Origin of the sequence: Maribellus maritimus (assembly GCF_022267315.1) — a bacterium.
In the GTDB taxonomy this organism is placed as follows: Bacteria; Bacteroidota; Bacteroidia; order Bacteroidales; family Prolixibacteraceae; genus Draconibacterium; species Draconibacterium maritimum.
Genome location: NZ_JAIKLE010000003.1, coordinates 192,223 through 218,523 on the forward strand (window position 1 = coordinate 192,223; position 26,301 = coordinate 218,523).

At 39.4% G+C, this 26,301-nt stretch carries 24 protein-coding genes; 18 read left to right on the top strand and 6 right to left on the bottom strand.

Annotation, left to right across the window (positions count from 1 at the left end; translation table 11 throughout):
* Positions 1 to 47: 47 nt before the first annotated feature.
* The gene (locus K5G00_RS04150; RefSeq protein ID WP_238764486.1) at positions 48 to 965 is read left to right on the top strand and encodes a Ppx/GppA phosphatase family protein; all 918 of its coding nucleotides are present in this window, start codon (positions 48 to 50) and stop codon (positions 963 to 965) included.
* A 2-nt stretch (positions 966 to 967) separates the two neighbouring features.
* Here K5G00_RS04150 and K5G00_RS04155 read toward each other — a convergent pair whose 3' ends face one another.
* The 6 genes from K5G00_RS04155 to K5G00_RS04180 are packed head-to-tail and all read right to left on the bottom strand — an operon-like array spanning position 968 to position 6,176.
* A complete protein-coding gene (locus K5G00_RS04155; protein ID WP_238764488.1) occupies positions 968 to 1,837 on the bottom strand; it encodes a protoheme IX farnesyltransferase in 870 nt (289 codons plus the stop codon).
* Position 1,838: 1 nt separating this feature from the next.
* Positions 1,839 to 2,786, bottom strand: coding sequence for a cytochrome c oxidase subunit II (coxB, locus tag K5G00_RS04160; RefSeq protein WP_238764490.1), 948 nt, complete (start codon positions 2,784 to 2,786; stop codon positions 1,839 to 1,841).
* A gap of 10 nt (positions 2,787 to 2,796) precedes the next feature.
* A complete protein-coding gene (locus K5G00_RS04165) occupies positions 2,797 to 3,081 on the bottom strand; it encodes a cytochrome C oxidase subunit IV family protein (protein ID WP_238764492.1) in 285 nt (94 codons plus the stop codon).
* A 14-nt stretch (positions 3,082 to 3,095) separates the two neighbouring features.
* Positions 3,096 to 3,716 (bottom strand): cytochrome c oxidase subunit 3 family protein, encoded by a 621-nt coding sequence (locus K5G00_RS04170; RefSeq protein WP_238764494.1) that lies wholly within the window; start codon positions 3,714 to 3,716, stop codon positions 3,096 to 3,098.
* Positions 3,717 to 3,727: 11 nt separating this feature from the next.
* Positions 3,728 to 5,341: a cytochrome c oxidase subunit I gene (locus K5G00_RS04175; RefSeq protein WP_238764495.1), complete on the bottom strand. Its 1,614-nt coding sequence runs from the start codon at positions 5,339 to 5,341 to the stop codon at positions 3,728 to 3,730.
* Positions 5,342 to 5,354: 13 nt separating this feature from the next.
* Positions 5,355 to 6,176, bottom strand: a complete 822-nt coding sequence (locus K5G00_RS04180; protein WP_238764497.1) for an SCO family protein — start codon at positions 6,174 to 6,176, stop codon at positions 5,355 to 5,357.
* A gap of 551 nt (positions 6,177 to 6,727) precedes the next feature.
* Between K5G00_RS04180 and K5G00_RS04185 the strand changes: the two genes are divergently transcribed.
* From K5G00_RS04185 to K5G00_RS04265, 17 genes are all read left to right on the top strand, one after another.
* Positions 6,728 to 7,645, top strand: coding sequence for a 4Fe-4S dicluster domain-containing protein (locus tag K5G00_RS04185; protein ID WP_238764499.1), 918 nt, complete (start codon positions 6,728 to 6,730; stop codon positions 7,643 to 7,645).
* An 18-nt stretch (positions 7,646 to 7,663) separates the two neighbouring features.
* Positions 7,664 to 9,025 (top strand): NrfD/PsrC family molybdoenzyme membrane anchor subunit, encoded by a 1,362-nt coding sequence (gene nrfD / locus K5G00_RS04190; protein WP_238764500.1) that lies wholly within the window; start codon positions 7,664 to 7,666, stop codon positions 9,023 to 9,025.
* A gap of 6 nt (positions 9,026 to 9,031) precedes the next feature.
* Positions 9,032 to 9,913 carry a c-type cytochrome gene (locus K5G00_RS04195; RefSeq protein WP_238764501.1) on the top strand — a complete coding sequence of 294 codons (882 nt, stop codon included), beginning with the start codon at positions 9,032 to 9,034 and terminating at the stop codon, positions 9,911 to 9,913.
* A 15-nt stretch (positions 9,914 to 9,928) separates the two neighbouring features.
* On the top strand, positions 9,929 to 10,120 hold the full coding sequence (gene ccoS / locus K5G00_RS04200) for a cbb3-type cytochrome oxidase assembly protein CcoS (RefSeq protein WP_238764502.1): 192 nt from the start codon (positions 9,929 to 9,931) through the stop codon (positions 10,118 to 10,120).
* A gap of 8 nt (positions 10,121 to 10,128) precedes the next feature.
* Positions 10,129 to 12,585 carry a cytochrome-c oxidase, cbb3-type subunit I gene (gene ccoN / locus K5G00_RS04205; protein ID WP_238764503.1) on the top strand — a complete coding sequence of 819 codons (2,457 nt, stop codon included), beginning with the start codon at positions 10,129 to 10,131 and terminating at the stop codon, positions 12,583 to 12,585.
* Positions 12,569 to 12,763 (top strand): cbb3-type cytochrome c oxidase subunit 3, encoded by a 195-nt coding sequence (locus K5G00_RS04210; RefSeq protein WP_158864161.1) that lies wholly within the window; start codon positions 12,569 to 12,571, stop codon positions 12,761 to 12,763. The genes ccoN and K5G00_RS04210 overlap by 17 nt, the downstream gene beginning before the upstream one ends.
* 11 nt (positions 12,764 to 12,774) lie before the next feature.
* Positions 12,775 to 13,347: a cbb3-type cytochrome c oxidase N-terminal domain-containing protein gene (locus K5G00_RS04215; protein ID WP_238764504.1), complete on the top strand. Its 573-nt coding sequence runs from the start codon at positions 12,775 to 12,777 to the stop codon at positions 13,345 to 13,347.
* Positions 13,348 to 13,399: 52 nt separating this feature from the next.
* Positions 13,400 to 14,764, top strand: a complete 1,365-nt coding sequence (gene ccoG, locus K5G00_RS04220) for a cytochrome c oxidase accessory protein CcoG (protein ID WP_238764505.1) — start codon at positions 13,400 to 13,402, stop codon at positions 14,762 to 14,764.
* A gap of 18 nt (positions 14,765 to 14,782) precedes the next feature.
* On the top strand, positions 14,783 to 15,223 hold the full coding sequence (locus tag K5G00_RS04225; RefSeq protein WP_238764507.1) for a FixH family protein: 441 nt from the start codon (positions 14,783 to 14,785) through the stop codon (positions 15,221 to 15,223).
* 25 nt (positions 15,224 to 15,248) lie between these two features.
* On the top strand, positions 15,249 to 16,010 hold the full coding sequence (locus tag K5G00_RS04230) for a sulfite exporter TauE/SafE family protein (protein WP_238764509.1): 762 nt from the start codon (positions 15,249 to 15,251) through the stop codon (positions 16,008 to 16,010).
* Positions 16,007 to 18,397 carry a heavy metal translocating P-type ATPase gene (locus tag K5G00_RS04235; RefSeq protein WP_238764511.1) on the top strand — a complete coding sequence of 797 codons (2,391 nt, stop codon included), beginning with the start codon at positions 16,007 to 16,009 and terminating at the stop codon, positions 18,395 to 18,397. Before K5G00_RS04230 ends, K5G00_RS04235 begins: the two co-directional genes overlap by 4 nt.
* Positions 18,398 to 18,690: 293 nt before the next feature.
* Positions 18,691 to 18,915, top strand: a complete 225-nt coding sequence (locus tag K5G00_RS04240) for a DUF4492 domain-containing protein (protein ID WP_238764514.1) — start codon at positions 18,691 to 18,693, stop codon at positions 18,913 to 18,915.
* A 7-nt stretch (positions 18,916 to 18,922) separates the two neighbouring features.
* Entirely contained in the window at positions 18,923 to 20,479 is a 1,557-nt protein-coding gene (locus K5G00_RS04245; RefSeq protein WP_238764516.1) for a cytochrome ubiquinol oxidase subunit I, read from the top strand.
* A gap of 14 nt (positions 20,480 to 20,493) precedes the next feature.
* The gene (gene cydB, locus K5G00_RS04250) at positions 20,494 to 21,624 is read left to right on the top strand and encodes a cytochrome d ubiquinol oxidase subunit II (RefSeq protein WP_238764518.1); all 1,131 of its coding nucleotides are present in this window, start codon (positions 20,494 to 20,496) and stop codon (positions 21,622 to 21,624) included.
* Between the two features lie 412 nt (positions 21,625 to 22,036).
* Positions 22,037 to 22,783 (top strand): glycosyltransferase family 2 protein, encoded by a 747-nt coding sequence (locus tag K5G00_RS04255; protein ID WP_238764520.1) that lies wholly within the window; start codon positions 22,037 to 22,039, stop codon positions 22,781 to 22,783.
* A 5-nt stretch (positions 22,784 to 22,788) separates the two neighbouring features.
* Positions 22,789 to 24,858, top strand: coding sequence for an LTA synthase family protein (locus K5G00_RS04260; RefSeq protein WP_238764521.1), 2,070 nt, complete (start codon positions 22,789 to 22,791; stop codon positions 24,856 to 24,858).
* Positions 24,855 to 26,273: an ArnT family glycosyltransferase gene (locus tag K5G00_RS04265; RefSeq protein ID WP_238764522.1), complete on the top strand. Its 1,419-nt coding sequence runs from the start codon at positions 24,855 to 24,857 to the stop codon at positions 26,271 to 26,273. Before K5G00_RS04260 ends, K5G00_RS04265 begins: the two co-directional genes overlap by 4 nt.
* Positions 26,274 to 26,301 lie beyond the last annotated feature (28 nt).

Sequence of the window (26,301 nt, forward strand, 5' to 3'; positions counted from 1 at the left end):
TCTTAAGTTTATTTTATATTGCTTTACATTTCTCTAATGTTAAATAGATGAGGATTGCTGTTATCGACCTGGGAACCAACACCTGTAATCTGCTTGTTGCCGAAATAAATTCAACAGAATACAGTATTCTGCACCAAAGTAAACAATTGGTACGTTTGGGCGATGATAAAATTAAAACAAATGAAATCAGCCCCGATGCAACCCAAAGAGTTTTACAGTCTTTTTCAAAACACAAGGAAATAATTAAAAATTTTCAGGTTGACAAGGTACGAAGTATTGCCACATCGGCGGTACGTTCAGCGTTAAACAAGGTTTCTTTTTTGGAACAGATTGGAAACCAAACCGGTTATGTAGTAAAAGTTGTAAGCGGTGAAAAAGAAGCAGAATTAATCTTTAGCGGCGTTTTGCTGGCCTTTCAGGATTTTAACAAACCAGCGGTTATTCTGGATATTGGAGGGGGCAGCAACGAGTTGATTGTGATGAAAAACAAGCAGATGACATGGAAAGAGAGTCAACCAACCGGGATGGCACGTGTTATCAATCAGTTTCAAATTTCGGATCCTATTTTACCTTCAGAAATGCAGGAACTTCAGAAATACTTTTCCGTCCAACACAAAAATGCCTTTGAACAGTGTTGTTCTCAACAAGTAAATACACTTATTGGTTGTTCCGGGGCATTTGATACGATTGCCGACATTATCGATCAAGTGACCCCCGGTGAAAAACAACGGATAACCCAACCCATTTCGCTGGAAAACTTTGATAAAGTATATAAAAAAATCATTCAGTCAACGCGTGAAGAAAGACTTGCTATGAAAGGAATGGATATGGTGCGTGTTGATTTAATTGTTCCGGCGGTAATTCTTATCAATCAGCTGATTTCCGATGCAAAACTTACACAGATTGTACAAACTGATTTTGCATTGCGTGAGGGAGTTTTGTTTGAAATGATGCAAAAGCCCTAACTTTAAAAGGGCCCGGAACGAAGCAGCCCGTCGGTGACCAAAAAGATCATCATAAATAAATACAGAAAGTTAAGCTTGTAAAAAGCCGGCCGCACTTTAAACTCCTCTTTTACAAACACCGCCATCGACAGCGACGACAACAGATAAAAAGTATAAAACAACAACACAAAAATTAACAAGCGGTTATTAAATACAAATAAAATAACCAGTAATGCCGATGCAATGGTGGTAAGAATCCAGGTATAAGTAATTCTTTTTATTTGCATTTCATTAAAAATCTGATTTAAACTTGGCAGCTTGGCTTTTTTATACTGGTCTCCAAACATAAGCAGCAAAAGCCAGAAATGCGGAATCTGACCAATAAAAAAGAACACGGAAACCAACAGAATGACTTCGGAAGTTAAACTTCCTCCAGCTCCGGCCCAACCAATCATAGGGGGTAAGGCCCCAACAAAAGAACCGGGAATCACGGCAAAAGCCGTAACTTTTTTTAGTGGTGTATAAACGGCATTGTAAAAAAACAAGGTTATAAAACCAACAATCAAAGCAGCTGTTGGTGCGGTTAGCAGGAGTATCAGAGCGCCGATTACCACATACAAAATGGCAATAAGCAAACCGTTAGCTGCCCTAACTCTTCCGGCTGGAATCGGGCGGTTTTGAGTGCGTGGCATCAAAGCATCGGTTTTCCGTTCCTGCCAATGGTTAAGTGCCGAAGATCCACACGACAAAAAAAACACACCTGCCGTAATTGCCCACCCCAAACTGTCTAATACACCGGTATACAAAACATAACCCGTTAAAGCCGATAAAGCGACAGAAAACGAAATTCTTGCTTTTCCCAGTTCCAGTATGTCTTTGAAATATGTTTTCAATCTATTTTAAGGTTTTGAGGTATTCGATAATATTTGTTATATCATCTTCTGAAAGTTGGCCTTCATAAGATAACATCAATCCTTTGTTAAAACCGTCAACCACATCGGCATTTGGATCATAAATTGACCGCCTTATATATTCTTCGTCAACCACTATTTCCCTTTCGTCGCCGCCTGTAACAACGGTTTGTTCTTCTCCCCAAATTCCTTTAAAACTTGGGCCCACCAGTTTCGAACCATCAATGGAATGACAGGCAAAACAACCAATACTTTGCATAATTCTTCTTCCGGTAGCGGTTGGCGATTCAACCTCAGCAGCAGAAGCAACCATGGTTGTATCTGTCAACCAGTTGGTAAAAGTACTGTCTTCCATAACTTTTACTGAAGTGTACATATACGAGTGCTGTAATCCGCAGTATTCAGCGCAAAACAATTCATATTCTCCTTCTTTCTGAGGCTCAAACCACATAAAATTGTCTTTTTTCCCCGGAACCATATCCTGTTTAACCCTGAATGCCGGGATGTATAAACTGTGCAGTACATCCATTGCCACGAGGTTTAACTTCACCGCTTTATCTTTGGGAAGATAAAGCGTATCAGTCCGTTTCCCGTTTTCGTACTCAAAACTAAAATTCCACATTCTTCCGTAAACGGTTACTTCCATTGCATCCTTTGGAGGATTGTGCATGGGTTTCCACCCGGCCCAACCAATGTAAAACATCAGCATCGTCAATGCAAACGGAATAATTGTCCACAATAATTCCAGTTTGACACTGCCTTCTATCTGAGTTGGTTTCGGATGCCGCTTTTTATTGTATTTATATACAAAAACCAACATTACAACGGTTAGCCCGATGAGGAAGAAAAACGAAATTCCAAGGATGATCAGGAACGCCTGGTCTACTCCCTGAACAAAATTTGATGCTTGTGTTGCTTCTGAACTATACATAACTTTAATACTATCGGTATAAGTAATCTAATAGAGTTATTACAATGGTGACTACAAATACTGCAAAGACAAATCCCACCATGATTTTTATATAGGGTTTATCAAACTTTAGATGCATAAAATAAGTCAACACGAGATACGATTTTACAACCGCAAAAAGCAAAGCTCCGGCTACCGTATATTTTCCCAACTCAATGCTGGTGATTTCCACCGAAGAAAACGTCAAAGCCAGCAAAACCAAAAGGATTATAACATAAAATTTGTAGGATACAATATGGTGTTTTTCTTCTGACATAGCAATAAATTTAATTAGGTTATTAAATAGAACAAGGGGAACAGAAAAATCCAGATAAGATCAACAAGATGCCAGTATAAACCCGCATTTTCAAGCAAAGAAGGTCGGTTGGAGTTTACTTTTCCTTTGTTTACACCAACCATGGCAAATCCAATAATCACCAGTCCAATAATAATATGAAGCGCATGCAGGCCGGTCATGATAAAATAGAGACCAAAAAAAAGAATTTCGCCCTGGCTCATTGTTTCAATCATGTGTTCCGAGCCGGGCCAAATGCCGTGGCTGAATTTTAATCCCCACTCAAAATACTTGTTAACAAGAAAAACAATTCCGAGTAAAACCGTTACAGAAGAGAGTAATAAAGTAAGTTTTTTATTCTTTTTCTGCAGTGCGGTTGTCGCCATTGCAATCGTCATACTACTTATCAGCAGCAGAACGGTATTTAAAGTTCCGATAAATCGATCCAGTTCCTCTGCGGCCAAATGAAAAGCATCGGTATTCATATATCTGTACACCGCATATATAATAAAGAGGACACCAAAAAGCAGAAGTTCGGTAAAAATAAACAACCACATTCCTATTTTCGATGCTTCCGCATCGTAATGGTCGTGAGTAATTTGTGTTGATTTTTCCATATCTGGTTTAGTTATTTGTAGTTGTAAGGTCCGTCGTCTTCGGCAATAACCGGAATTTCATCAAAGTTTTCAAGCGGCGGAGGCGAAGGTACTGCCCACTCCAGTGTTTTCCCGTGCCATGGATTACTTTCAGCTTTGGGGCCTTTTCGGGCAGAGCGAACCAGGTTGGTAATGATAATAATTAAACCTGTCGCCAAAATCCACGACCCAAATGTACTCAGTATATTTCCGCCATGAAATTCTTCAAGATAATCGTAATAGCGTCGCGGCATTCCCATTAAACCCAGATAAAACATTGGGGTATACAGGGCCAGAAAACCGATGAAAAATACCAGCCAGCCAATGTTTGCCCACGCTTTGTCGTACATTCTGCCAAATATTTTCGGGAACCAGTAATGAATAGCGGCAAAAAATGAAAATCCGGTTCCTCCAAAAACGATGTAATGGAAATGGCCCACTACAAAAGCGGTATCATGAACATACACATTGGTTGAAAGCGCACCTAAAACCAAACCGCTTAAACCGCCAATCATAAACACAAATATGAATGAAACAGCCCAGTAAAATGGGGTTTGTATATTTATTGAGCCTTTATACATAGTTGAAATCCAGTTAAATACTTTTATTGCACTGGGAATGGCTACAATAAATGTCAACAATGAAAAATAGTATTGTGCCGTACCGCTCATTCCGGCGGTATACATATGATGCCCCCATACCAGCCAACCTACAAATGCAATTGCCATTGTTGAGGCGATAATGGCCTTATATCCAAATACATGTTTTTGTGAAAAAGTCGGAATAATTTCGGAAATCGCACCCATTGCCGGCAATATCATAATGTATACTGCAGGGTGTGAGTAAATCCAGAAAAGATGCTGATAAAGAATTGGGTCTCCACCCAGCGCCGGGTCAAAAATACCAACACCAAATACTCTCTCCAGTGCAATAAGCACCAAAGTAATACCAACCACCGGTGTGGCCAGCAACTGAATCCACGCTGTGCCGTACAGTGTCCATACAAACAGCGGCAGTTTTGTCCATTTTAAGCCCGGACATCGTAATCGATGAATCGTAACCAAAAAGTTTAGTCCGGTTAATATGGAAGAAAAACCGAGTACAAAAGCACCAAAAACGGCAGGTAACAGATTTGTACCTGTTTTAAAACTATAGGGGGCGTAAAATGTCCAGCCCGTATCGGGTGTTCCAGACCCAAACAATAACGCGGAAAGCACCAAAAATACGCCTGCCACATAAAGATACCATGACAATAAATTTAATTTCGGAAATGCCACGTCCTTTGCGCCAATCATTATCGGCATAAGAAAATTACCAAAAACGGCAGGCAATCCGGGCACAACTATCATAAAAATCATAATCACGCCGTGTACCGTAAACGTTGCATTATAAGTTTGCGCGTTCATAATCGTTTTTCCGGGAGCCAGCAATTCAAATTTCATTGCTAAGCCGAGCAATGCCCCCACAATAAACATTGTTCCAATGGAATAAAGATACAGCAAACCAATTCGTTTATGGTCGGTCGATAAAATCCACCCCAGCAAACCTTTGTATTTCCCTTTGTATTTCAGGTAGTTTGCTTCATTTTCAGCATGTGTTGTATGCATATAAGTTTATAGTTTAATTTATCGTTTTCCTTTTGGGTTTTACTACAAGATACAACATAAAAATGAAAGCGATAAACATTATTAGCGTTGCACTTATTTTTGTAACATTTAAAACATATGTTTGTCCTTCCGGATCGTAGGAATAACAAAACCGGAGTACTTTGTTTATGGTTGGACCTGATTGTCCTTTCGAAGCTTCCACAATAGCAAGCTTCCATTCCAGCGGAAGGAAATACAATCCATTCAGATATCTTGTAATTTTTTCATCAGGGCTAACAACGGTCAGGGATGCTGCATGCAGAAAATCATTTCCGGTTTTTTTGTACTTAAATCCCGTTGCATTTGTAGCCCGAACAATACTTGCACTGTCACTTACAAAAAATTTCCAGCCTTCTTTGGCTGCTTCAACTTTATCTGCATTGTTCATCAAATTCAGGTAATTTGTTTTTTTGCGTATCCCAAGGTCGATGGTTTCCGAAGGATCAAAACTTATGGTTAATACCTGATATTCATCGCCGGGTGTTAAATCTGACTTATCCATTACACCGGCAACAGCTTCCATAAGGGGACTGCATATTCCGGGACACCGATAATATACAAAGTTCAGAATGGTTGGTTTGTCGATCAAATCGGACAACCACACTTGTTCACCTTTTTCATTTATTAAGGAAATACTGTCGGGTAAAAATTCATCCAGATGCTCTACAATTCCAATTTCTACGTCCTTATCTGTTGCAGCGGGATCAATCACCGCTTGTCCATTAACCTTTAGTAAACCAAAAAACAAAAAAATAAATATACCTGCCAAACTGAAATTCCTTTTCGAATCTCTCATTTTAAACACCATATTACTTTAAAAAAATTTATTACAGGTTTAGTTTTTCAAAGTATTGAAACGGCTAAGCCTGATTAATGTTTAAGAAGTTAGTGAGAAATTGGGATTTTTTTCACATTTTCTTTCGAATTCGGTAAAAAAATGATTTCACCTTACATTTTAGCCCAAAGACACAAAATCAGTCCGATTAAAAATAACACACCTTTGCATGTTATAAAACATGCTTTCCGATGTGAGTTGAATTAAGTTATGTAAAATAAAATCACAAAAAATAAACTAATGACAACAATCAAAATATATAAATGTTTATATGTGAAACAATTTTTTTCTCCCTGAAAATCTACACATTCATTATCAACGAATTAATATATTTATCTTTCTGTAAATGGCTGCAATTTTCACTTAACATATTCATAGCCAGACAATAAAACCCTTTTTTGTCTTTTATTATCAGAACTTAAGGCCTGCTTGCAACTTTGGGTTTAATGGTTATTTTCGTGTTACAAATTCTAAATCAAAAGGAAAATTCAACAAGCAGTAAAAACCATTTTATGGAAAGAAATACGCGTAGAAATTTTATTCGAAAATTGGGAGCGACCGTTGGTGCGGCAGGTGTTGTTGGGGGCACCAGTATTTTGAGTTCCTGTAACAGTGTTGAAACATCAAGTGGTGATAAAATAAAACTGTTAACGTCAAGTGGCGAACTGGTTGAAGTTGACAAATCGCAGCTCACACCTGCTGAAATGCCTAACCTTTCGGAAAACCAAAAACGTGGTCGGGAAGGACTCCCCGGAAGAAGCTGGGTGATGGTGATTGATTTATCAAAATGCCGGAATGCAAGAGAGTGTATGAAAGCATGCCAAAACCACCATCAGTTAAGACCAGAGCAACATCACATCAATGTTTTGCAAATGCAGGATGCCGAACATACTGCTCCGTATTACATGCCCAAACCATGTCAGCACTGCGACAACCCGCCCTGTACAAAAGTTTGCCCGGTAAATGCAACTTTTAAAAGAAACGATGGTATTGTTTTGATCGACAATGAACGCTGTATCGGGTGCCGTTTCTGTATTGCTGCATGTCCCTATTCTGCCCGCGTTTTCAATTGGTTTGAACCACGCGATGCAGAAAAATACAAAGGCGTAACCTATAATATAGAAGCCAATGTTCCGCAGAAAAAAGGTACTATTTCAAAATGTTTGTTTAGTGCCGATCGTTTGCGCGACGGCAAGTTACCGTCCTGTGTCTCCGCCTGTCCGAATGGCGTTTACTGGTTTGGCGACAGAAACGAAGATGCAGTGACCAACGGAACAACAAAAGAAACGGTTAGTTTCAGTAAACTGATAAAGGACAACGCGGCATATACCTTAATGGAGGAACTTGGTACCAAACCACGCGTATATTACCTGCCTCCAAAAGACCGAGCCTTTCCGTTTGAAGGCGATTTAATTGAACATCATTCCTAACCGACAAAAGAATAATTTATGAATACTATAAAGTCTCCGGAAGAATCGAGAAAAGTGTTGGATACGATATTTTCCGACCTGACACGTTCGATTACCCACAAGGATGAACTCACACGCTTTTGGTTTTTTATACTAATTATGTTTGCCGGCGTTGGTTTGTGGGGATGGATCATACAAATCGACCAAGGACTTGGCGTAACCGGAATGCGGGATTATGTTTCATGGGGAATGTACATTGCCAACTTTGTATTTTTTGTGGCGATAAGTTTAATCGGTTTTCTAATCAGCTCAGCACTTCACCTGTTAAAAATTTCATGGTCAAAACCTATCTCCCGGGTAGCTGAGCAAATAGCAATTGCCGGAGTTGCCCTTGCCGGAATCATTATTGTTATGGATATGGGGCGCCCCGACAGATTTCTGAATGTTTTTTTGCATGGCAGATTTGCCTCTCCCATTATTTGGGACGTAACCGTTGTAACTACCTACTTAACCATTTCGGCGCTTTTGTTTTACCTGCCTTTAATTCCCGATCTGGCACTTCTTCGTGACAGGATGACCGGAAAAGTCCCTGCCTGGAAATTAAAAATATACACCATTTTAGCATTGGGATGGAAGGGTAATCCAGAACAATACAAAACCGTTTACCATGCCATGCGGATACTAATGATCCTGATTATTCCGGTTGGCTTGTCAATTCATACCGTTACATCGTGGTTATTTGCAGCAACATTGCGTTCGGGATGGGATACTACAATTATGGGACCTTACTTTGTAGCCGGAGCATTTGTGGCCGGAGCCGCAGCAGTTGTTATTCTAATGTATATTTACCGCCTCCGTTATGGTTTAAAAAACTATTTTGAAGATTTTCATTTTGATTATATGGGGAAATTACTGGTCTTTGTGAGTCTGGTTTACCTGTATTTTAACATCAACGAATTTCTGGTTCCGGGTTATAAAATGAAAACCGCTGAAGGTGTTCATTTACAAAATTTATTTACCGGAGCATTTGCTTCCATGTTCTGGCTGGTACAGGTCGCAGGATTGATAATTCCCATCCTGCTGATGTTAATTAAGTTTTTCAGAAAACCCTTACCATTAACCATCATTTCAGTAGTTGTGCTGATAGCTGCCTGGTTTAAACGATATCTTATTGTAATTCCAACCATGGAGCATCCGTTTCTACCGGTTCAGAATGTTCCCGACTATTTTAAAAGTTATGCTCCTACAAGTATCGAAATAATGATCACATTATTCTCTGTATTTGCTGCACTTTTGATTATTACAATCCTTGCCAAACTGTTTCCGGTGATAACCATTTGGGAATATGCAGAAGAAAAGGGAGTGGATAAAAAATATTTTTCAGAACAACCAAAAAACTAAAAGGATATGAAAACAAAAGTAAATCGTTTGATGATTGGCATCCTGATGTTTTTGGCGCTTCCCGGAATGGGTCAGGATTGGCAGGTTCCGGCGGATCAGTTAAATATTGAAAATCCATCTTCGTATAATCTCGAAAATGTAAAAAAGGGGAAAGACCTGTATTTACAAAACTGTAAATCGTGCCACGGAGACCCGGGAAAAAACAACCATCTTCCGCTTGTTCCTCCGCCGCCGGATATTACTTCGGAGCAAATGCAGGCAAATACCGATGGTGGTCTTTTTTATAAAATTACAAAGGGACGCGGAGGAATGCCTCAGTTTGAAACCACCATTTCGGCAGACGACCGCTGGCGTTTGATTAATTTTATCAGAAACTACAATTCCGAAAAAGAACAGCTTCTTATTGATGCGCCGCCGGTAAACGCAAAAATCCTGGCCTCGGTAAATGAAGCAGAGAAAAAAGTAGAGATATTAGCTGAATATGAAGACAAATCAGGCAGTTATCAGCAACTGGAAAATGCCCCGGTTTTTATCAGCGCAAAAAAAGCTTTTGGCAACCTTTTGTTGGGACAGGCTTTAACCGATAAAAATGGCCGCTCCGTTTTTTCTGTTCCGGAAACGGTTATCGGCGATGAAGAAGGGAATGTAACGATTGTTGTTACACTTGATGAAAATTACAAAGCAGAGCAGGTTGTTCTGGAAGAGGCTAAAGTTGGAAAACCCAAAGAAGTGCCTCAACTCATACGAAAAGAAGTGCTGTGGTCGACCAACGAAAATGTACAAATCTGGTTGCTTCTCTCCTACCTTGGAGCTGCCGGTGCCGCATGGATTGCCATTGGTTATGTTATCTTTCAGTTGATAAAAATTAAAAGATTCAGCAAACAATAATTCAAATCGCATCGCATGAACATTTTTTATTTATTGATAGGCGTAAGTTTGTTTGCTGCACTTATTTTTTTAGGTGCGTTCATCTGGGCGGTTCGCGACGGTCAGTTTGACGATAACGAGACTCCGGCTATCAGAATTTTGTTCGACGATGATTCTCCTTCCGGAGAAGAAGAAAAAAAAGAGGAAAGTAAAAAACAAACGAGTTAAATTATATTATGGAAAATCAGAAGTTTTATTACGACAACAAAACAGTAAAGTTGTTTATCCTCGCTACCATTATTTGGGGAGTAGTTGGGATACTTGTCGGGATATTGGCGGCATTGCAGCTGGCCTTTCCAGCTTTTAATTTCGGATTGGAATATACCACTTTTGGCCGGATAAGACCACTTCATACCAACGCGATTATTTTTGCATTTGTTGGAAATGCCATTTTTGCGGGGGTATATTATTCCATGCAAAAGCTGCTAAAAACAAGAATGTTTAGTGACCGGCTTAGTAAGATTAACTTCTGGGGATGGCAGTTGATTATTGTTTTGGCTGCGGTAACGTTTGTTTTGGGTATTTCAACAGCAAAAGAATACGCGGAACTCGAATGGCCGATCGACATATTAATTGCAGTGGTTTGGGTTATTTTTGGCTGGAATATGATTGGAACCATTCTGAAAAGACGTGTCCAGCATATTTACGCAGCTATCTGGTGGTACATCGCCACTTTTATTGGGGTTGCCATATTACACGTGGTTAACTCTTTCGAACTGCCAATCTCACTTACCAAAAGTTATTCAATTTACGCAGGCGCACAGGATGCTGTTGTTCAGTGGTGGTACGGCCATAACGCTGTAGCCTTTTTCCTGACAACCCCTTTTCTTGGCTTGATGTACTACTATCTGCCCAAAGCAGCCAACCGGCCAATTTATTCATATAAACTTTCCATTATTCATTTTTGGTCACTCATTTTCCTGTACATGTGGGCAGGGCCTCATCATCTTTTGTATCAGGCACTACCTGAATGGGCACAGGCACTGGGTGTTACCTTCTCCATCATGTTGATCGCACCTTCGTGGGGCGGTATGATAAATGGTTTGCTTACGCTCCGGGGAGCATGGGATAAAGTTCGCGACAGTGCTGCATTAAAATTCTTTGTAGTTGCCGTTACCGCTTACGGCATGTCTACATTTGAAGGCCCGATGATGTCATTAAAAAGTGTAAACCAAATCACCCATTTTACCGATTGGACTATCGCTCACGTTCATATCGGCGGAATGGGATGGAACGGCGGATTGGTTTTTGGGATGCTCTACTGGCTGATTCCAAAACTATTCAAAACCAAACTTTTCTCTGAAAAGCTTGCCAACATTCACTTCTGGATGTCGACGCTTGCCATTTTAATTTATGCAATACCATTGTACTGGTCGGCAGTAACACAGTGGTTAATGTGGCGCGAATATACACCGGAAGGCTACCTGGCTTACCCCAACTTTCTGGAAACACTAACGCAAATCCTCCCGATGTACACGGTACGAATTCTTGCAGGTGTGCTTTTCCTTGGCGGGTTTCTGGTCATGTCATTTAACCTTTTCAAAACGATGACAACCGGCAAAGTTGAGGACAATGAAGCGGCCGAAGCACCGGCTCTTGTTCCTGCCGGCCCAAGGAATCCGGTGCAGGAAACTGTTCACCGTTGGATGGAACGTAAAGGAGTACGTTTTTCTGTCTGGGTATTTATAGCCCTGGTTATTGGTGGCGCAGTGGAAATTATTCCTATGATTTTTATCAAATCAAATGTTCCCACCATCGACTCGGTAAAACCCTATACGCCGCTGGAACTGGAAGGACGTGATATTTATATTTCGGAAGGATGCTATGTATGTCATTCACAAATGGTTCGTCCTTTCCGCTGGGAAACCGACCGTTATGGTGAATATTCCAAAATTGGTGAATTTGTATACGATCACCCTTACCAGTGGGGTTCGCGCCGCACAGGCCCCGACCTGGGACGTGCTGGAGTAGTGGGAGGACCGATGTATAAAAATGCCGCCTGGCATTACAATCACTTTTTGGATCCGCAAAAAATGAATGAACAATCAATAATGCCCAATTATGCCTGGTTTGCCGAAAAAGATGTTAATCTGGAAATGACTCCTAAAAAAATCAGGGCAATGCAAACCCTTGGAGTCCCTTACGAAGAGGGTTACGATCAGAAAGCCATTGACGACTATATGATCCAGGCAAAACTTATTGTTGATGATTTAAAAGCATCGGGAATTGAAATTGAACCAACCAAACAGATGGTAGCCATGATTGCTTATATGCATAAACTGGGGAAAGATATTTCAGTGCCGGGTGACTCGGAAACGACAACTTCCGGGGAAGCAATAAAAGAAAATGTTGAACTTTTATCGTCACAAGCTGATCTGGATGCGGCAAAACAAATTTTTCAAACCACCTGTATCGTTTGCCACGGCTCCGATGGGAAAGGGATAGCTACTTTCCCCAGTCTGGTCGACGATGAATGGATAAACGGAAATCAGCCGGAGCAGGTTTATACTTCCATTGCAAACGGGAATGTTGCCAAAGGAATGATTGCCTACAAAAACCAGTACAACGAGGAGCAGATAACACAACTGGCAAGTTACATTTTATTAGTACTAAACAATGAAAATAGTAAGTAACCTACTTGAAAACATTGAAGGAATCCGGATCTATTATATCATTGGATTACTGATTTTTGTGATCCTTTTTATTGTAATTTTTATTCGAACGATGAAAAGATCAAATACTGAAATGGAGGACATTAAAAATTCGATCCTTCATGATAATACAACAGAAAAAACGTTACATCATAATTAAAAAACAAAGAGATGGCAAAAGAAAATTACCAAATCGACAAGCATGAAGACAACATTACGGAGCATGATTATGATGGGATTAAAGAACTCGACAATCCGCCGCCACGATGGATAATGGCTCTTTTTTATATTACAATTGGTTTTTCAATCATTTACGGAGCATATTATTTCTGGCTTGGAGTAGGAGATCATCAGGATGCTGAATATGCAAAAAAATCGCAACGCCACGATGAAAAATACCAAATGGTAAGTCTTTCAGCTGCTGATTTGGCCTGGTTAACCGACGACACTTCCCTTCAGGAAGGAAAAACCATTTACAACGAAATGAATTGTTTTGCCTGTCATGGAATGAATGGAGAAGGAAATGCCATCGGACCAAATTTAACCGATAAATACTGGTTAAACGGCTGTGATTTTGAGAGTATTTTCAACATTATAAAAAACGGAAACCCGGCAAAAGGGATGACCGCTTTTAAGGGCCAGATTAGTGATGAAAAAATTCAAAAGGTGGCCAGCTATGTGCATACATTAAAAGGAACTTCGCCTGCAAATGCAAAAGAAGCACAAGGTGAAGCCTGTGAATAAAATATAAAAACAGGGAATTTATTTTCCCTTTTTTTGATCGCAAATCGAACATATGTCAATTACCGAACTTTCATTCCGCGACCGCCCCATAAACATGGACGCAAAAGGCAGCCGAAAATGGGTATACGCAAAAAAGCCATCGGGGAAATGGTACGGACGACGTACACTTTTTAGCTGGTTTCTTTTGCTTTTTTGGATTGCAATACCATGGATTCGCGTAAACGAAAATCCTTTCATTCTGTTGGATATTGCCAACCGGAAGTTTATCATTTTTGGAGCAATATTCTGGGCACAAGACACCTTTATCCTGGCTCTTCTTATGCTTTCCTTTGTGCTGTTTATTGTTCTCTTTACGGTTACATTTGGCAGAATCTGGTGCGGCTGGGCATGCCCGCAAACCGTTTTCCTCGAAATGATTTTCCGGAAAATTGAATACCTCATCGAAGGAGATTATAAAAAAAGATACAAACTCGACCAGGGCCCCTGGACAAGCGAAAAAGTATTAAAAAAAACACTAAAACACGGCCTGTTTATTTTTATCGCCATTGCGATGACCAATGTTTTTCTGATGTGGTTTACCGGTAGCGAAAGATGGTTGGAATTGGTAAGGGAACCCTTCCGGCAGAACCTTTCCGGATTTATCGTTATGATCGTTGTTTCAGGCATTTTTTACTGGATATATTCTTTTTTCAGGGAACAGGTTTGCACAATGGTCTGCCCCTATGGCAGAATGCAGGGAGTGCTACTCGATTCCAATTCCATTGCAGTTTCTTATGACTACAAGCGGGGAGAACCACGGGGAACCAAAAATGAAGGCGATTGTATCGACTGTCACCAGTGTGTGTCGGTATGCCCCACCGGTATCGATATCAGAAATGGGACGCAGCTGGAATGTATTAATTGTACCGCATGTATCGACCAGTGCAACAAAATAATGCACATTACCAACAAAGCTCCCGGTTTAATCCGTTACGCTTCTGAAAAAACCATCAAAGAAGGACATACTTCTGTATGGAATGCCAGAAACCGGGCTTACTCCGTTGTTCTGCTGGTTATCTTCTCGTTTTTTATTTATACACTTGTATCTCGCCCGGTTATTGAAACAACCATTTTACGCACGCCCGGATTATTGTTTCAGGAAAACGGGGACAATACAATTTCAAATGTTTACAACCTTACAATCGTTAATAAAACACACGAGGAGATGCCGCTCGAAATCCGGCTTCTGTCACACAAAGGAAGAATACAAATGGCAGGAAACTCGATGATTGTAAAAGATCAGGGCCGGTTCGAGTCAACATTTATTTTGTTTATTCCAAAAGAAGAACTAAATAGCGACAAAACCGAAGTTGAATTCGGTGTTTTTAACAATAACGAATTAATTGAGACATACAAAGCTACATTTGTCAGTCCGTAAACTTAAAAATAGTGTGAGATGAAATGGAATTGGGGAACGGGAATTTTTATTTTTTTGACTTTGTTTTTAATGGCTTCTGCCGGTTTTATCATTTTCGCAATGAATCAGGATGTAAACCTTGTTCACAGGGATTATTATGAAAAAGGTGTGGATTATACTGAACAGATGAATGTAAATGCCCGATCGGTGCCCTACAAAAATGCGCTTAACGTTAATTTACAAAACGATGTTTTTCAAATTGATATTGATGATCTGCTGGCTGCTAAAATCGATTCCGGAAATGTACTTCTGTTCCGGCCATCGAGCAGCAAAAACGATGTTTTAATTTCTTTAAACAAACAGGCAAAAACGATTCAAATATCAAAAGACGAACTCATCAACGGGAGATACATTTTAAAATTTTCCTGGTATTCCGAAGGATTAAGATACGAACTGGACCGACCAGTAAATATTCAATAAAAAATTTTTTAGCAATTCAGAACAAATGACAATTTTACTTTCAGCTTTTTTACTTGGCTTAATGGGAAGCTTCCACTGTGCCGGAATGTGTGGCCCGATTGCAATAGCTCTTCCGCTGCACGGAAACACCGTTTCTCAAAAAATATTTGGCGGGGCCTTGTATAATATCGGAAGAACACTCACTTACGGAATTATGGGTGCTGTTTTTGGCCTGCTTGGCCAGGGAATTCAAATGATTGGCTTTCAGCAAAAAGTATCGGTACTGATGGGTGGAGTAATGATAGTCTCAGTACTTTTCCCGGCCTTATTTCGTAATCAGTATTCTCTCGATAAAAGTTGGTTTTCAGTTGTTGGAAAACTTAAAAAATCCATTGGTCAGCTATTTACTATCCGCTCGTTTTCAAGCCTGTTTTTTATTGGATTGTTAAACGGCCTGCTTCCCTGCGGCTTGGTTTATATGGCTATTGCAGGAGCCATCGGAGTAGGAAATGTAGGCGAAGGTTCATTGTACATGATTCTTTTCGGGCTGGGCACAATTCCCATGTTGCTGGCAATTTCTCTGGCCGGTAATGTAATGAGCCTGACTGTTCGAAAAAGAATCAATCGACTTATTCCGGTTTTGGTGGTGGTGGTTGGACTGCTTTTTATCCTGCGTGGGCTGAGTCTGGGAATTCCGTATTTAAGTCCGCCCAAACAAAAAATAGAACAAAAATTTGAAAAAAGCCTTGAAAAAAATTCAGCAAACCTGCATTGGGATTCCAAACCGGAGTGCTGTTCAATAAAATGAATCCAGAAACAAACAATAACTGTATACACTGCGGAGCCGACTGCGGGAAAACTCCGGTAACCTGGAACGACAAAAAATTTTGTTGCAACGGTTGTAAAACGGTTTACCAGTTACTGAACGAAAACAAACTTTATAATTACTATCAGCTTGAAGAAAGCCCGGGTATAAAAGTTGAGACCACCGAATTTGGGAATAAATATGCATTTTTGGATAATGAAGAGGTAAAGCAAAAACTCATTTCATTTTCTGAAAGCGGAATTTCAAAAGTAAAATTCTTTATTCCTGTTATTCATTGTGCCTCATGCATCTGGCTTTTGGAAAACCTAAAAACCCTGCACAAAGGAATCAAATATTCCTTTGTAAATTTCACCCGCAAGGAAGTAGATGTTACTTTTGACGAATCCGTGATTTCATTACGTCAGGTAGTGGAATTGTTAAGTTCCATTCACTACATTCCTGACCTTTCGCAAAATCCTTCTGAGAAAAATCAGGAAAAACATTCCTATAAAAAACTGCTGTATAAAATAGGCCTGGCCGGCTTTGTTTTTATTAACGTGATGACCTATAGTTTGCCGGCTTATTTTAACGGAGAGCCGCTAAGTGACAAGCTACAGCATCTCTTTAATATTTTAAGCTATATTCTTGTAATTCCTGTAGCTTTTTACAGTGGCAGCGATTATTACATTTCCGCGTTCAAAAACCTATTGAAAAAAAACATCAGTATCGATCTGCCCATCGCATTGGGAATAATTGTCCTTTTTCTTGTAACCAGTTACGAAGTCTTTTTCACCGGCGGTCCCGGGTATTGCGACAGCCTTTCAGGACTTATCTTTTTTCTTTTGGTAGGAAAATGGTACCAGGGAAAAACTTATCAAGCACTATCGTTTGAACGAAACTACAAATCATACTTCCCTATTGCCGTCACAAAAATCAATAAACAAATTGAAGAAAGTATTCTGCTCGAAAAAATAGAAGTTGGCGATGAGTTGATTATCCGTAACAAAGAGTTGATTCCTGCTGACTCAGAACTGACAGATGGCGAAGGACAAATCGACTACAGCTTTGTAACCGGCGAATCGAGCCCGGTGGTGAAAAAGTCGGGTGACTTTATTTATGCCGGCGGAAGACAAATGGGCGGAATCATAAAAGTAAAAGTAAAAAAAGAGGTGAACCAAAGCCACCTTACCAAACTGTGGAATCAGGACAAAACCGTTGAAAAACCTTCAGATTCGTTAAAATCACTCTCCGATAAAATCAGCCGGTACTTTACACTTATTGTTATTACCATCGCTATAAGCGGATTTGCCTATTGGATGTTCAAGGGTGAAACACATACTGCTATTTTTGTATTTACTGCCGTTTTAATTGTGGCGTGCCCTTGTGCTCTGGCATTATCTATTCCCTTTACTTTTGGAAATACGATGCGCATTTTTGGCAAATCGGGCTTCTATATAAAAAACACGGATGTAATTGAAAAACTATCTCACATTACAGCCATTGTTTTTGATAAAACCGGAACACTTACTCAGCCAAATAAAAATAAAACTGAATTTACAGGGAGCAAACTTTCAAAATCTGAAACGGATGCGGTCTTCTCGCTTGCAAAACAATCGACTCACCCGCTGAGTAATGCAGTTGCAAACTCGCTTGAACACGCCGAATACATAAAACCGGAACATTTTGTTGAAGTTGCCGGTCGGGGAATTTTTGGAAAGGTAAACAAACTGGAAATAAAGATCGGTTCGGAAGAATATGTAAGTAGCCGGGCTCCGGCAGAAAAGGTTGAATCATCAATGGTTTATGTTTCAATAAACAACAAAATTGCAGGGTATTTTACAATAAGTAATCTTTACAGGAATGGAATCGATTCCGTATTAAAATCGTTACAAAAACAATTTAAGTTGTTTCTTATATCGGGCGATAACAATGCAGAAGCCCAAAATCTTTCAGAATATTTCGAGGGAGATAAAATGCATTTTAATCAAAAACCGGGAGACAAAGCAGAACTTATTCAGCAATTGCAGCAACAAGGTGAAACGATATTAATGACCGGCGACGGATTAAACGATGCGGGGGCACTAATGCAAAGCGATGTTGCGCTTACTGTTGCCGACAAAGTGTACCATTTTGCTCCTGCCAGCGATGCCGTTATGGAAGCCGGCCAATTCCAACGCCTGGCAAAATTTATCAGTTTTACGAAAACTTCACTCAACATTGTTAAACTTAGTTTTACCATTTCTTTTTTCTACAACATTATTGGAATTGCTTTTGCCATCACCGGAAACTTATCTCCTATCGTGGCTGCTATTCTTATGCCCATCAGTTCGGTTTCAGTAGTTGCTTTTGCAACATTTGCCACCCGTTTGGCCGGCCGGGTAAAATTGTAAAAAACATTCGTTCCAATATTTCAGCTTTTCCCCGACACAAAAAAGCAGTTAAAAAACTACCTGTCAAAAACTTAATACAACAAATACCTTTTTCATTTAAAACATAAAATACATTCCCACAAAAGAATTGGTTTAATTTGCAATAAAAACACATTTTTGTCCTTTTTTAATCTCAATATTAATACCTAATTTAGAATAATTCTAAGAACTTTTCTATCAAACATATGTTAAAAAATACATAGTAAAAAAACCATCGTGTGCTTCAAATAAGGTATTTTTAAAGGGAATTAAGCATGAACAGGCAAAATATTCTTTTAAGGATTTGGAAGTTTTATATCAGTGGATTTAAAAACATGAGTAATTGGGGGCGACAAGTTTGGCTAATTATCCTGATTAAACTGTTTATCATGTTTGTAATCCTTCGAATTTTCTTTTTCCCTGATTTTCTGAAATCAAACTTTGAAACCGACAAAGAAAGAAGTGAACATGTACTTGATGTTTTGACTAAATCAAAATGAAAAAATAATGATTGAAATTGCTGATGTATCTTTAGTTGACTGGTCGAGGGCACAATTTGCGCTCACGGCCATGTATCACTGGATTTTTGTTCCGCTAACCCTTGGTATTACTTTCATTATTGCGTTTATGGAAACGCTTTATGTTAAAACCGGAAAGGAGGAGTGGAAAAAAATTACCAAGTTTTGGATGACTCTGTTTGGAATAAACTTTGCCATTGGGGTTGCTACCGGAATTATTCTTGAATTTGAATTTGGAACCAACTGGTCGAACTACTCCTGGTTTGTTGGAGACATTTTTGGAGCACCGCTGGCAATTGAAGGAATTCTGGCGTTTTTTATGGAATCAACCTTTATTGCCATCATGTTTTTTGGGTGGAATAAAGTGAGTAAAAAAACTCACTTGCTGGCTACCTGGCTCACCGCAATCGGCGCCAACCTTTCTGCACTCTGGATTCTGGTTGCCAACGGCTGGATGCAAAAACCGGTGGGAATGATTTTTAACCCTGAAACTGCGCGTAATGAGATGAATAATTTCTGGGAGGTACTCTTTTCTCAAACCGCTGTAGACAAGTGGTTACATGCTACTTCATCCGGGTTTGTGCTTGCCTCAGTTTTTGTGATTGGCATCTCAGCATGGTATCTCTTAAAAAAGAGAGAAATTATGCTTGCCAAAAAGAGCATCCTCGTTGCAGCTGTTTTTGGATTAATTTCGTCGGTATACCTGGTTATGACCGGAGACAATTCCACGAGAACCATTGCCAACGACCAGAATATGAAATTTGCCGCTCTTGAAGGATTGTACAATGGAAGCGAAGGAGCCGGCCTGGTTGCAATTGGCGTTTTTACCGAGTCGGAAACGGATCCGCAAAATGAAAACCTAAAGGACTTCAGTATGAAACTTGAAATCCCAAATTTTCTTTCTTACATGGCCTTTCTCGACTGGAATGCCTTTGTACCGGGAATAAACGACCTGATAAACGGAAATGAAAAATATGGTTACATGCCGGCAACCGAAAAGATTGAACGCGGTAAAGTTGCCATTCAAAAGCTTGGCGAATTTAAAAATGCAAAAAAAGCCGGAAATGGACAGTTGGCCAACGCTCTAAAAACGGAATTAACCAGCGCCGGTTTTCAGGAAGACTATTTTAAATACTTTGGCTATGGCTATTTTGACGACCCGCAGGATTTAGTTCCCAATGTTCCGCTAACGTTCTACAGTTTTCATGTAATGGTATTACTCGGGTTCTTTTTTATACTTCTGTTTGTTCTGTCGCTCTTTTATATCGTAAAGGGAACATTCGACAAAAAACGGTGGTTTATGCGACTGGCCATTATTGCCATACCGCTTGCATACATTGCCGGACAGGCAGGCTGGATTGTTGCCGAAGTAGGACGTCAACCATGGGTAGTACAGGATTTGATGCCAACAATGGCCGCAGTTACCAGAATTAGTGCGGGCTCAGTTCAAACAACATTCTGGTTATTTGCTGTTCTCTTTACTGTTCTGCTGATTGCTGAGCTGAAAATTATGTTCCGTCAGATTAAAATTGGACCAAAACATTAATAGGAGGAAAAATCATGTTTGAAAATATATCACATTTAGGATTACAACAATATTGGTGGGTACTGGTTTCTGTACTCGGGGCACTTTTTGTTTTCCTCACCTTTGTTCAGGGTGGTCAGACTCTTCTTTATTCCGTTGGAAAAACAGAAGGAGAAAAAACGATTATCTTAAATACTTTGGGAAGAAAATGGGAATTTACATTTACTACGCTGGTAACGTTCGGAGGCGCATTTTTTGCCTCATTCCCTCTTTTCTACTCCACGAGTTTTGGCGGTGCTTACTGGGTTTGGCTGGCGATTCTGGCGGCGTTTGTAATCCAGGCAGTAGCATATGAATACCGAAAAAAACCGGCAAATTTACTTGGGTCCAAAACTTTTGAAATTTTTCTGGTTTTAAACGGATTACTCGGAACTATTCTCATTGGAACAGCGGTAGGCACATTTTTTAACGGAGCGATGTTTTCGCTAAACGACATGAACCAGGTGGATTGGCAAACCCCATTCCGTGGCTTGGAAGCTGTCCTTACTTTTCATAACGTAGCACTTGGCCTTTCGGTATTTTTCCTTTCGCGTGTATTGGGAGCATTGTACTTTATTTTTACTGTCGACCACGAAACTATAGTAACACGCGCAAAAAAGCAGTTACTATACAATACGGTTCCCTTCCTCGTATTCTTTCTTTATTTTCTGATTTGGCTTCTTTTAAAAGAAGGATTTGCTGTTAATCCCAACACAGGCGAAGTGTTTATGGAAAAATACAAATACCTGCACAACGTTTTGCAAATGCCATTCAATACGATAATTCTGTTGCTTGGAGTTGTTGGCGTACTTTGGGGAATCATATCCACGCTGTTTATGAAAAGTGAAAAAGGTTTTTGGTTTGCCGGCACAGGAACTGTTCTCACTGTATTTGCGCTGTTTTTAATTGCCGGATTGAACAATACTTCATTTTATCCGTCGATTTATGATTTACAATCTTCTCTTACGATTCAAAATGCTTCATCCAGCAAATTTACGCTAACAACCATGAGTTATGTTTCACTTTTAATTCCGTTTGTTTTGGCTTACATCGTCTATTTCTGGAGAATTATGAACCGGAAGAAAATTTCCGAAGAAGAGATGAACAAAGAATCGCACGCTTACTAGTACAAATACCAAATCTTAAAAAGATTGAGCATTAATATCGTTTGAAATTTGAACATTGAAATCTGAAAAACTATGCATACAGAAGCCATATTATGGATGTTAAGCTGGCCAGTCTTAATCATCATATCCTACCAAATCGTAAAACTGGTTGTAAAAAAATATGAAAGTAAATTAGAATCAGGGGACGACTCAGAATAAATTTAAAAAGTTGTTTCAGAATTCAGGAAAGTTTGGATCTTAATTTATTTCAAAATCCAAAATTGGAAATACAATTTAAAAAATTAAGATCCTGAATCCGGTTCAGAAGAATGAGTAAGCATTTTGGAACAACTTTTTCTTTTCCTTTTTCAGGAAAAATAATGCTTATACCTTTTATTTTCTTGCTATTTTTACCCCCCTAAATTCAGAACAGATGGTTAACGGGAAAAAGGTAATTGTTGTTCTTCCGGCATACAATGCTTCTAAAACACTAAAAATCACATACAACGAAATTGATTTTTCAATTGTTGATGACGTCATTCTTGTTGACGATTTAAGCAAGGATGATACGGTTGAAGTAGGCAAAAAGCTGGGGATTAAACATATTGTTGTTCATGAACAAAACAAAGGATACGGTGGCAACCAGAAATCGTGTTACAACAAAGCACTTGAACTGGGTGCCGATATCGTGATTATGCTCCATCCTGATTATCAATATACTCCGAAACTGATTCCAGCAATGACACATCTGCTGGCCAGCGGATTATACCATGTGGTTTTAGGCTCCCGAATTCTGGGAAAAGGTGCCTTAAAAGGAGGCATGCCGCTTGTAAAATGGATTGCCAACCGCGGACTTACGCTTTTCCAGAATATTTTGATGAACGCTAAACTTTCGGAATACCACACCGGTTACCGTGCTTTTACACGTGAAGTACTCGAGAGTGTAAACTACAATGCCAACTCTGATAATTTTGTGTTTGACAACCAGATGCTGGCTCAAATTTGGTATGCTGGTTACGAAATCTCCGAAATCACCTGCCCCACCAAGTATTTCGATGATGCTTCGAGCATCAACTTTAAAAACAGCAGCGTTTACGGGATCGGTGTTTTGAAGACTTCGCTCCAGTATCGGCTACAAAAGTGGGGAGTAGCAAAAAATAAAATTTTCCAAGCCCGGTAACAGCTATGTTCTCAAACAAGTATTGGCGATATAGTTTACTTGTTCTTCCCATACTGTTTTTGTGGGGAGGGCTAAGCATACATATCGCAAAATATGGGAATGATCCCAACTATGTTTATCTCGCAAATTCTGTCGCAATTGCGAATGGGGAAAGTGTAGGCTATCACGATCATCCGGGGACAACCGTTATGCAAATAGGAGCTGTTAGCATTGCGGTGAAAAACTGGTTTTCAAATTCAACCGACGAAAAAATTGTTACACATGTATTAAAAGAGCCACTGCTTTTTATGGATGCCATCCAACATGTTTTGGTTGTGATGAATTTTTTGATTCTACTGTTTCTTGGCTTTTTTGTTTTGAAAAAAACAAATTCTGTCTGGACTGCACTTCTTTTTCAAATTACCGGCTTTTTAAGTGCGAACACACTTGATCATATTTGGACAAAAGTGGAACCTGAACCGGTTTTGTTTTTTATCACCTGTATTTATGTTATTACAATTCTCTATTTCTATTTTTCAGAAAATAAAAATAAGTTCCAATATGTGATTGTATTTTCGCTGATAATTGGAGCGGGATTGGCAACCAAGGCAACCTTTCTCCCTCTAATCGCCCTCCCGTTGATAATTATTCCGTCCACGAAGAGGAAACTGATTTTCATAGCTGGTGTTATTATTTCTTTTGTACTTTTTACCATTCCTGCCATTCCTGAGTACAAACACATGTATTACTGGTTTCGCGATTTAACAAATCATACCGGGAAATACGGACAGGGGGAAAAAGGATTTATCGATATTTCCACGTATTTACCAAACATGCTCGAACTTCTGAAAAATAATCCGGTATTTGGTATTGTAACAGGACTGGGGATTTTGACCGTGGCGCTGTGTTTTTTTCTGAAAATTCACAAAAAAAATGAAAGATCAAACACATGGGATTTAAAAATACTGGCAGGTTTGATTGCTGCGAATATTATGGGAGTTTTGGTTGTCTCAAAGCATTATATCGTTCATCCCGACCATTATCTTATACCTGAACTTCTTTTAACCGGAATCACCATCTTTTTTATCCTGAAAATTTTACTAAAATCGCATAAAATTGTTTTGCCTGCTATTGTTATTGGCTTAGCTGCTTTTCTGGCTTTTACGCAACCTCAAAAACTCAAATATGCCGACTACGGATATAAAATTACCAACGAAGAGCTGGATTCAACGGAACTGATGCTGGAAAGAAATTACGCGGAGTATACAAAAATTTACTATTATCCTAATTCTCTTAACAAATATTCTGCGTTGAAATTTGGCGATGTCTATTCAAAAAACAGGTTGTTACCTTATTTAAAAAATTTGTATCCCAACACTTATCTCTACAATCATAACCACGGAATGTTTCAAAACTGGAATGCAAAGGTTTCTTTGGAGGATATCGTTGAATTCAATGGAAACAAAATCCTTCTGGTAGGCGGGCCAAAAGATAAAAATGCATTAAATGAGTTGGAAAACAAAGGAATACCGTTAAACGAAATTTATAAAGGGCGCGTTCAGGTAGTTTATGAACTCGATACATTAAGACTTTTAAATACCGCATCTGTAAAAGATACAGAAGTTGTTGATTCCTGCGATTTTGAGACTACAACAAAAGATGGCCGTCTTTTTCTGGGGACAAACGGGAAACCTTTTGGCAACGCCTCCACCCGCACGGAAGAAGTATTTAAGTCGGGAAAACACGCAGTTAAAGTGGATTCGCATACAGAATTTGCCATAGAATATTTTCTTGATGGTTTAAAGAACGGGGAGCCTTATGAAGTGACTATCTGGCGAAAAACCGATAACAACAGTGCCCGTTTGGTGGTTGGCTCTGTTGAGCCTAATCTTTTTTACGACGCCCAAAATGATTATCTTACTACCGATGAAAACGGGTGGGAATTTTTGCGGCTGGAATTCCGGGTAACACCGGAAATGGAAAATAAAACATTAAAGGTTTATATTTGGAATAAAGATAAAAAACAAGCGTATTTTGATGATTTGACCATTCGAAAAATCTCAGATAAGCAGGACTTTGACACAGCAGCAAAGTGAAAAACAAAATCAAAAAAATAGAAAACTGGTTGTTCACCATCCCTTTGCTTTTTGTAGCGATAGTAAAATTCCCGCATTTAAGCCTGCCCTACTTTTGGGACGAAGCCTGGTCATATTTTCCTGCTGTTTACAAAATGTACGAAACCGGTCCGGGGCTACTTCCGGGAGCTTTGCCCTTATGGGATGCAAAGGGACATCCGCTGTTTTTTTTCTTTTTATCGTCGTCGTGGATGCAATTGGTTGGAACTTCTGTTTTTGGGGTACACGTTTTACCTTTCCTTATTTCACTGGCTACTTTAACAGCTCTTTTTTTCGTGGTAAAAAAACATACCAACCTGTGGGCTGCAAATATTGCCGTATTGTTATTTAGTGTGCAGTCGCTGTTTTTGGCGCAGGTAACCATGCTTCTTCCTGAAATGTTAATTACACTGCTACTTTTGCTTGCTATCAATTCCTATTTAAATCAAAAATATCTGGCATTTGCAATTTGGTCATCAATAATGGTTTTAACCAAAGAAACCAGCATCGTTTTTGTTGGTGGATTTTTACTTTACCACCTGGCTGTTTACCTGAAACCCGGAAAAGAGTCACGAAAATATATTCTTGAAAGTCTTCTTATTCTGCTGCCAATTCTTGTATATGGCAGCTTCCTTATTCTTCACAAAAAAGAATTTGGTTCTTTCTTTTTCCAGGAACACACAGGTTATATTCAGTTAAGTTTTGCTTCCATTATGAATAAGTTAAAAATTGCCACCGGGATTATTTTCACACGTTACGGAAGAAATATTATTTTGCTGGCGGTAGTGGTGGCGCTTGTTTATCTCTTGCTCAAAAAGAAAAAACTGAAAAACAAAAATTTACTGGGCCTTCTGGTTTTTCAAACTGTTATTTTTCTTCTTTTCTCAGCACTTAATTTTTACACACAGCGGTATATGCTGGTACTACTGGCTCTTTTTGTGATTATAGCCGGTGTTTTACTGGAGCAGGTGAGGTTCAAAAAAATGATTGTAAATGGCTCAATACTTGCCTTAATTATAGCTGTTCCCCTCTTTTATACTTTTACAAAAAAGTCGAGTGCCGACAGTGATTTGGGATATGTTCAGGTAGTAAAAGTACACCAGGAAATGGTAAAATACTGCGAGGAGCAGGCCTGGCAAGATGAACCGATTGCAGCCAGTTTTAACCTTATTTTTTGTTTGAGGAACCCACATCTTGGTTATGTATCCAACGGGAAGGGCTTTTCAAATGTAGTGAATCTTGATAAGTTTAAGGACGCCGGCATTTTTATAAATGAATGTACATCTTATGGAGCCGAATCTCAACTGGATTCCATAAAATCTGAAAATAAAATGGTAAAGGAATTCCGGCTAAAACATGCCTGGGGTGAGATTTATACAAATCAAACCGTAAAGTAATAATTTTTAGGATTAACGGCTAAACACC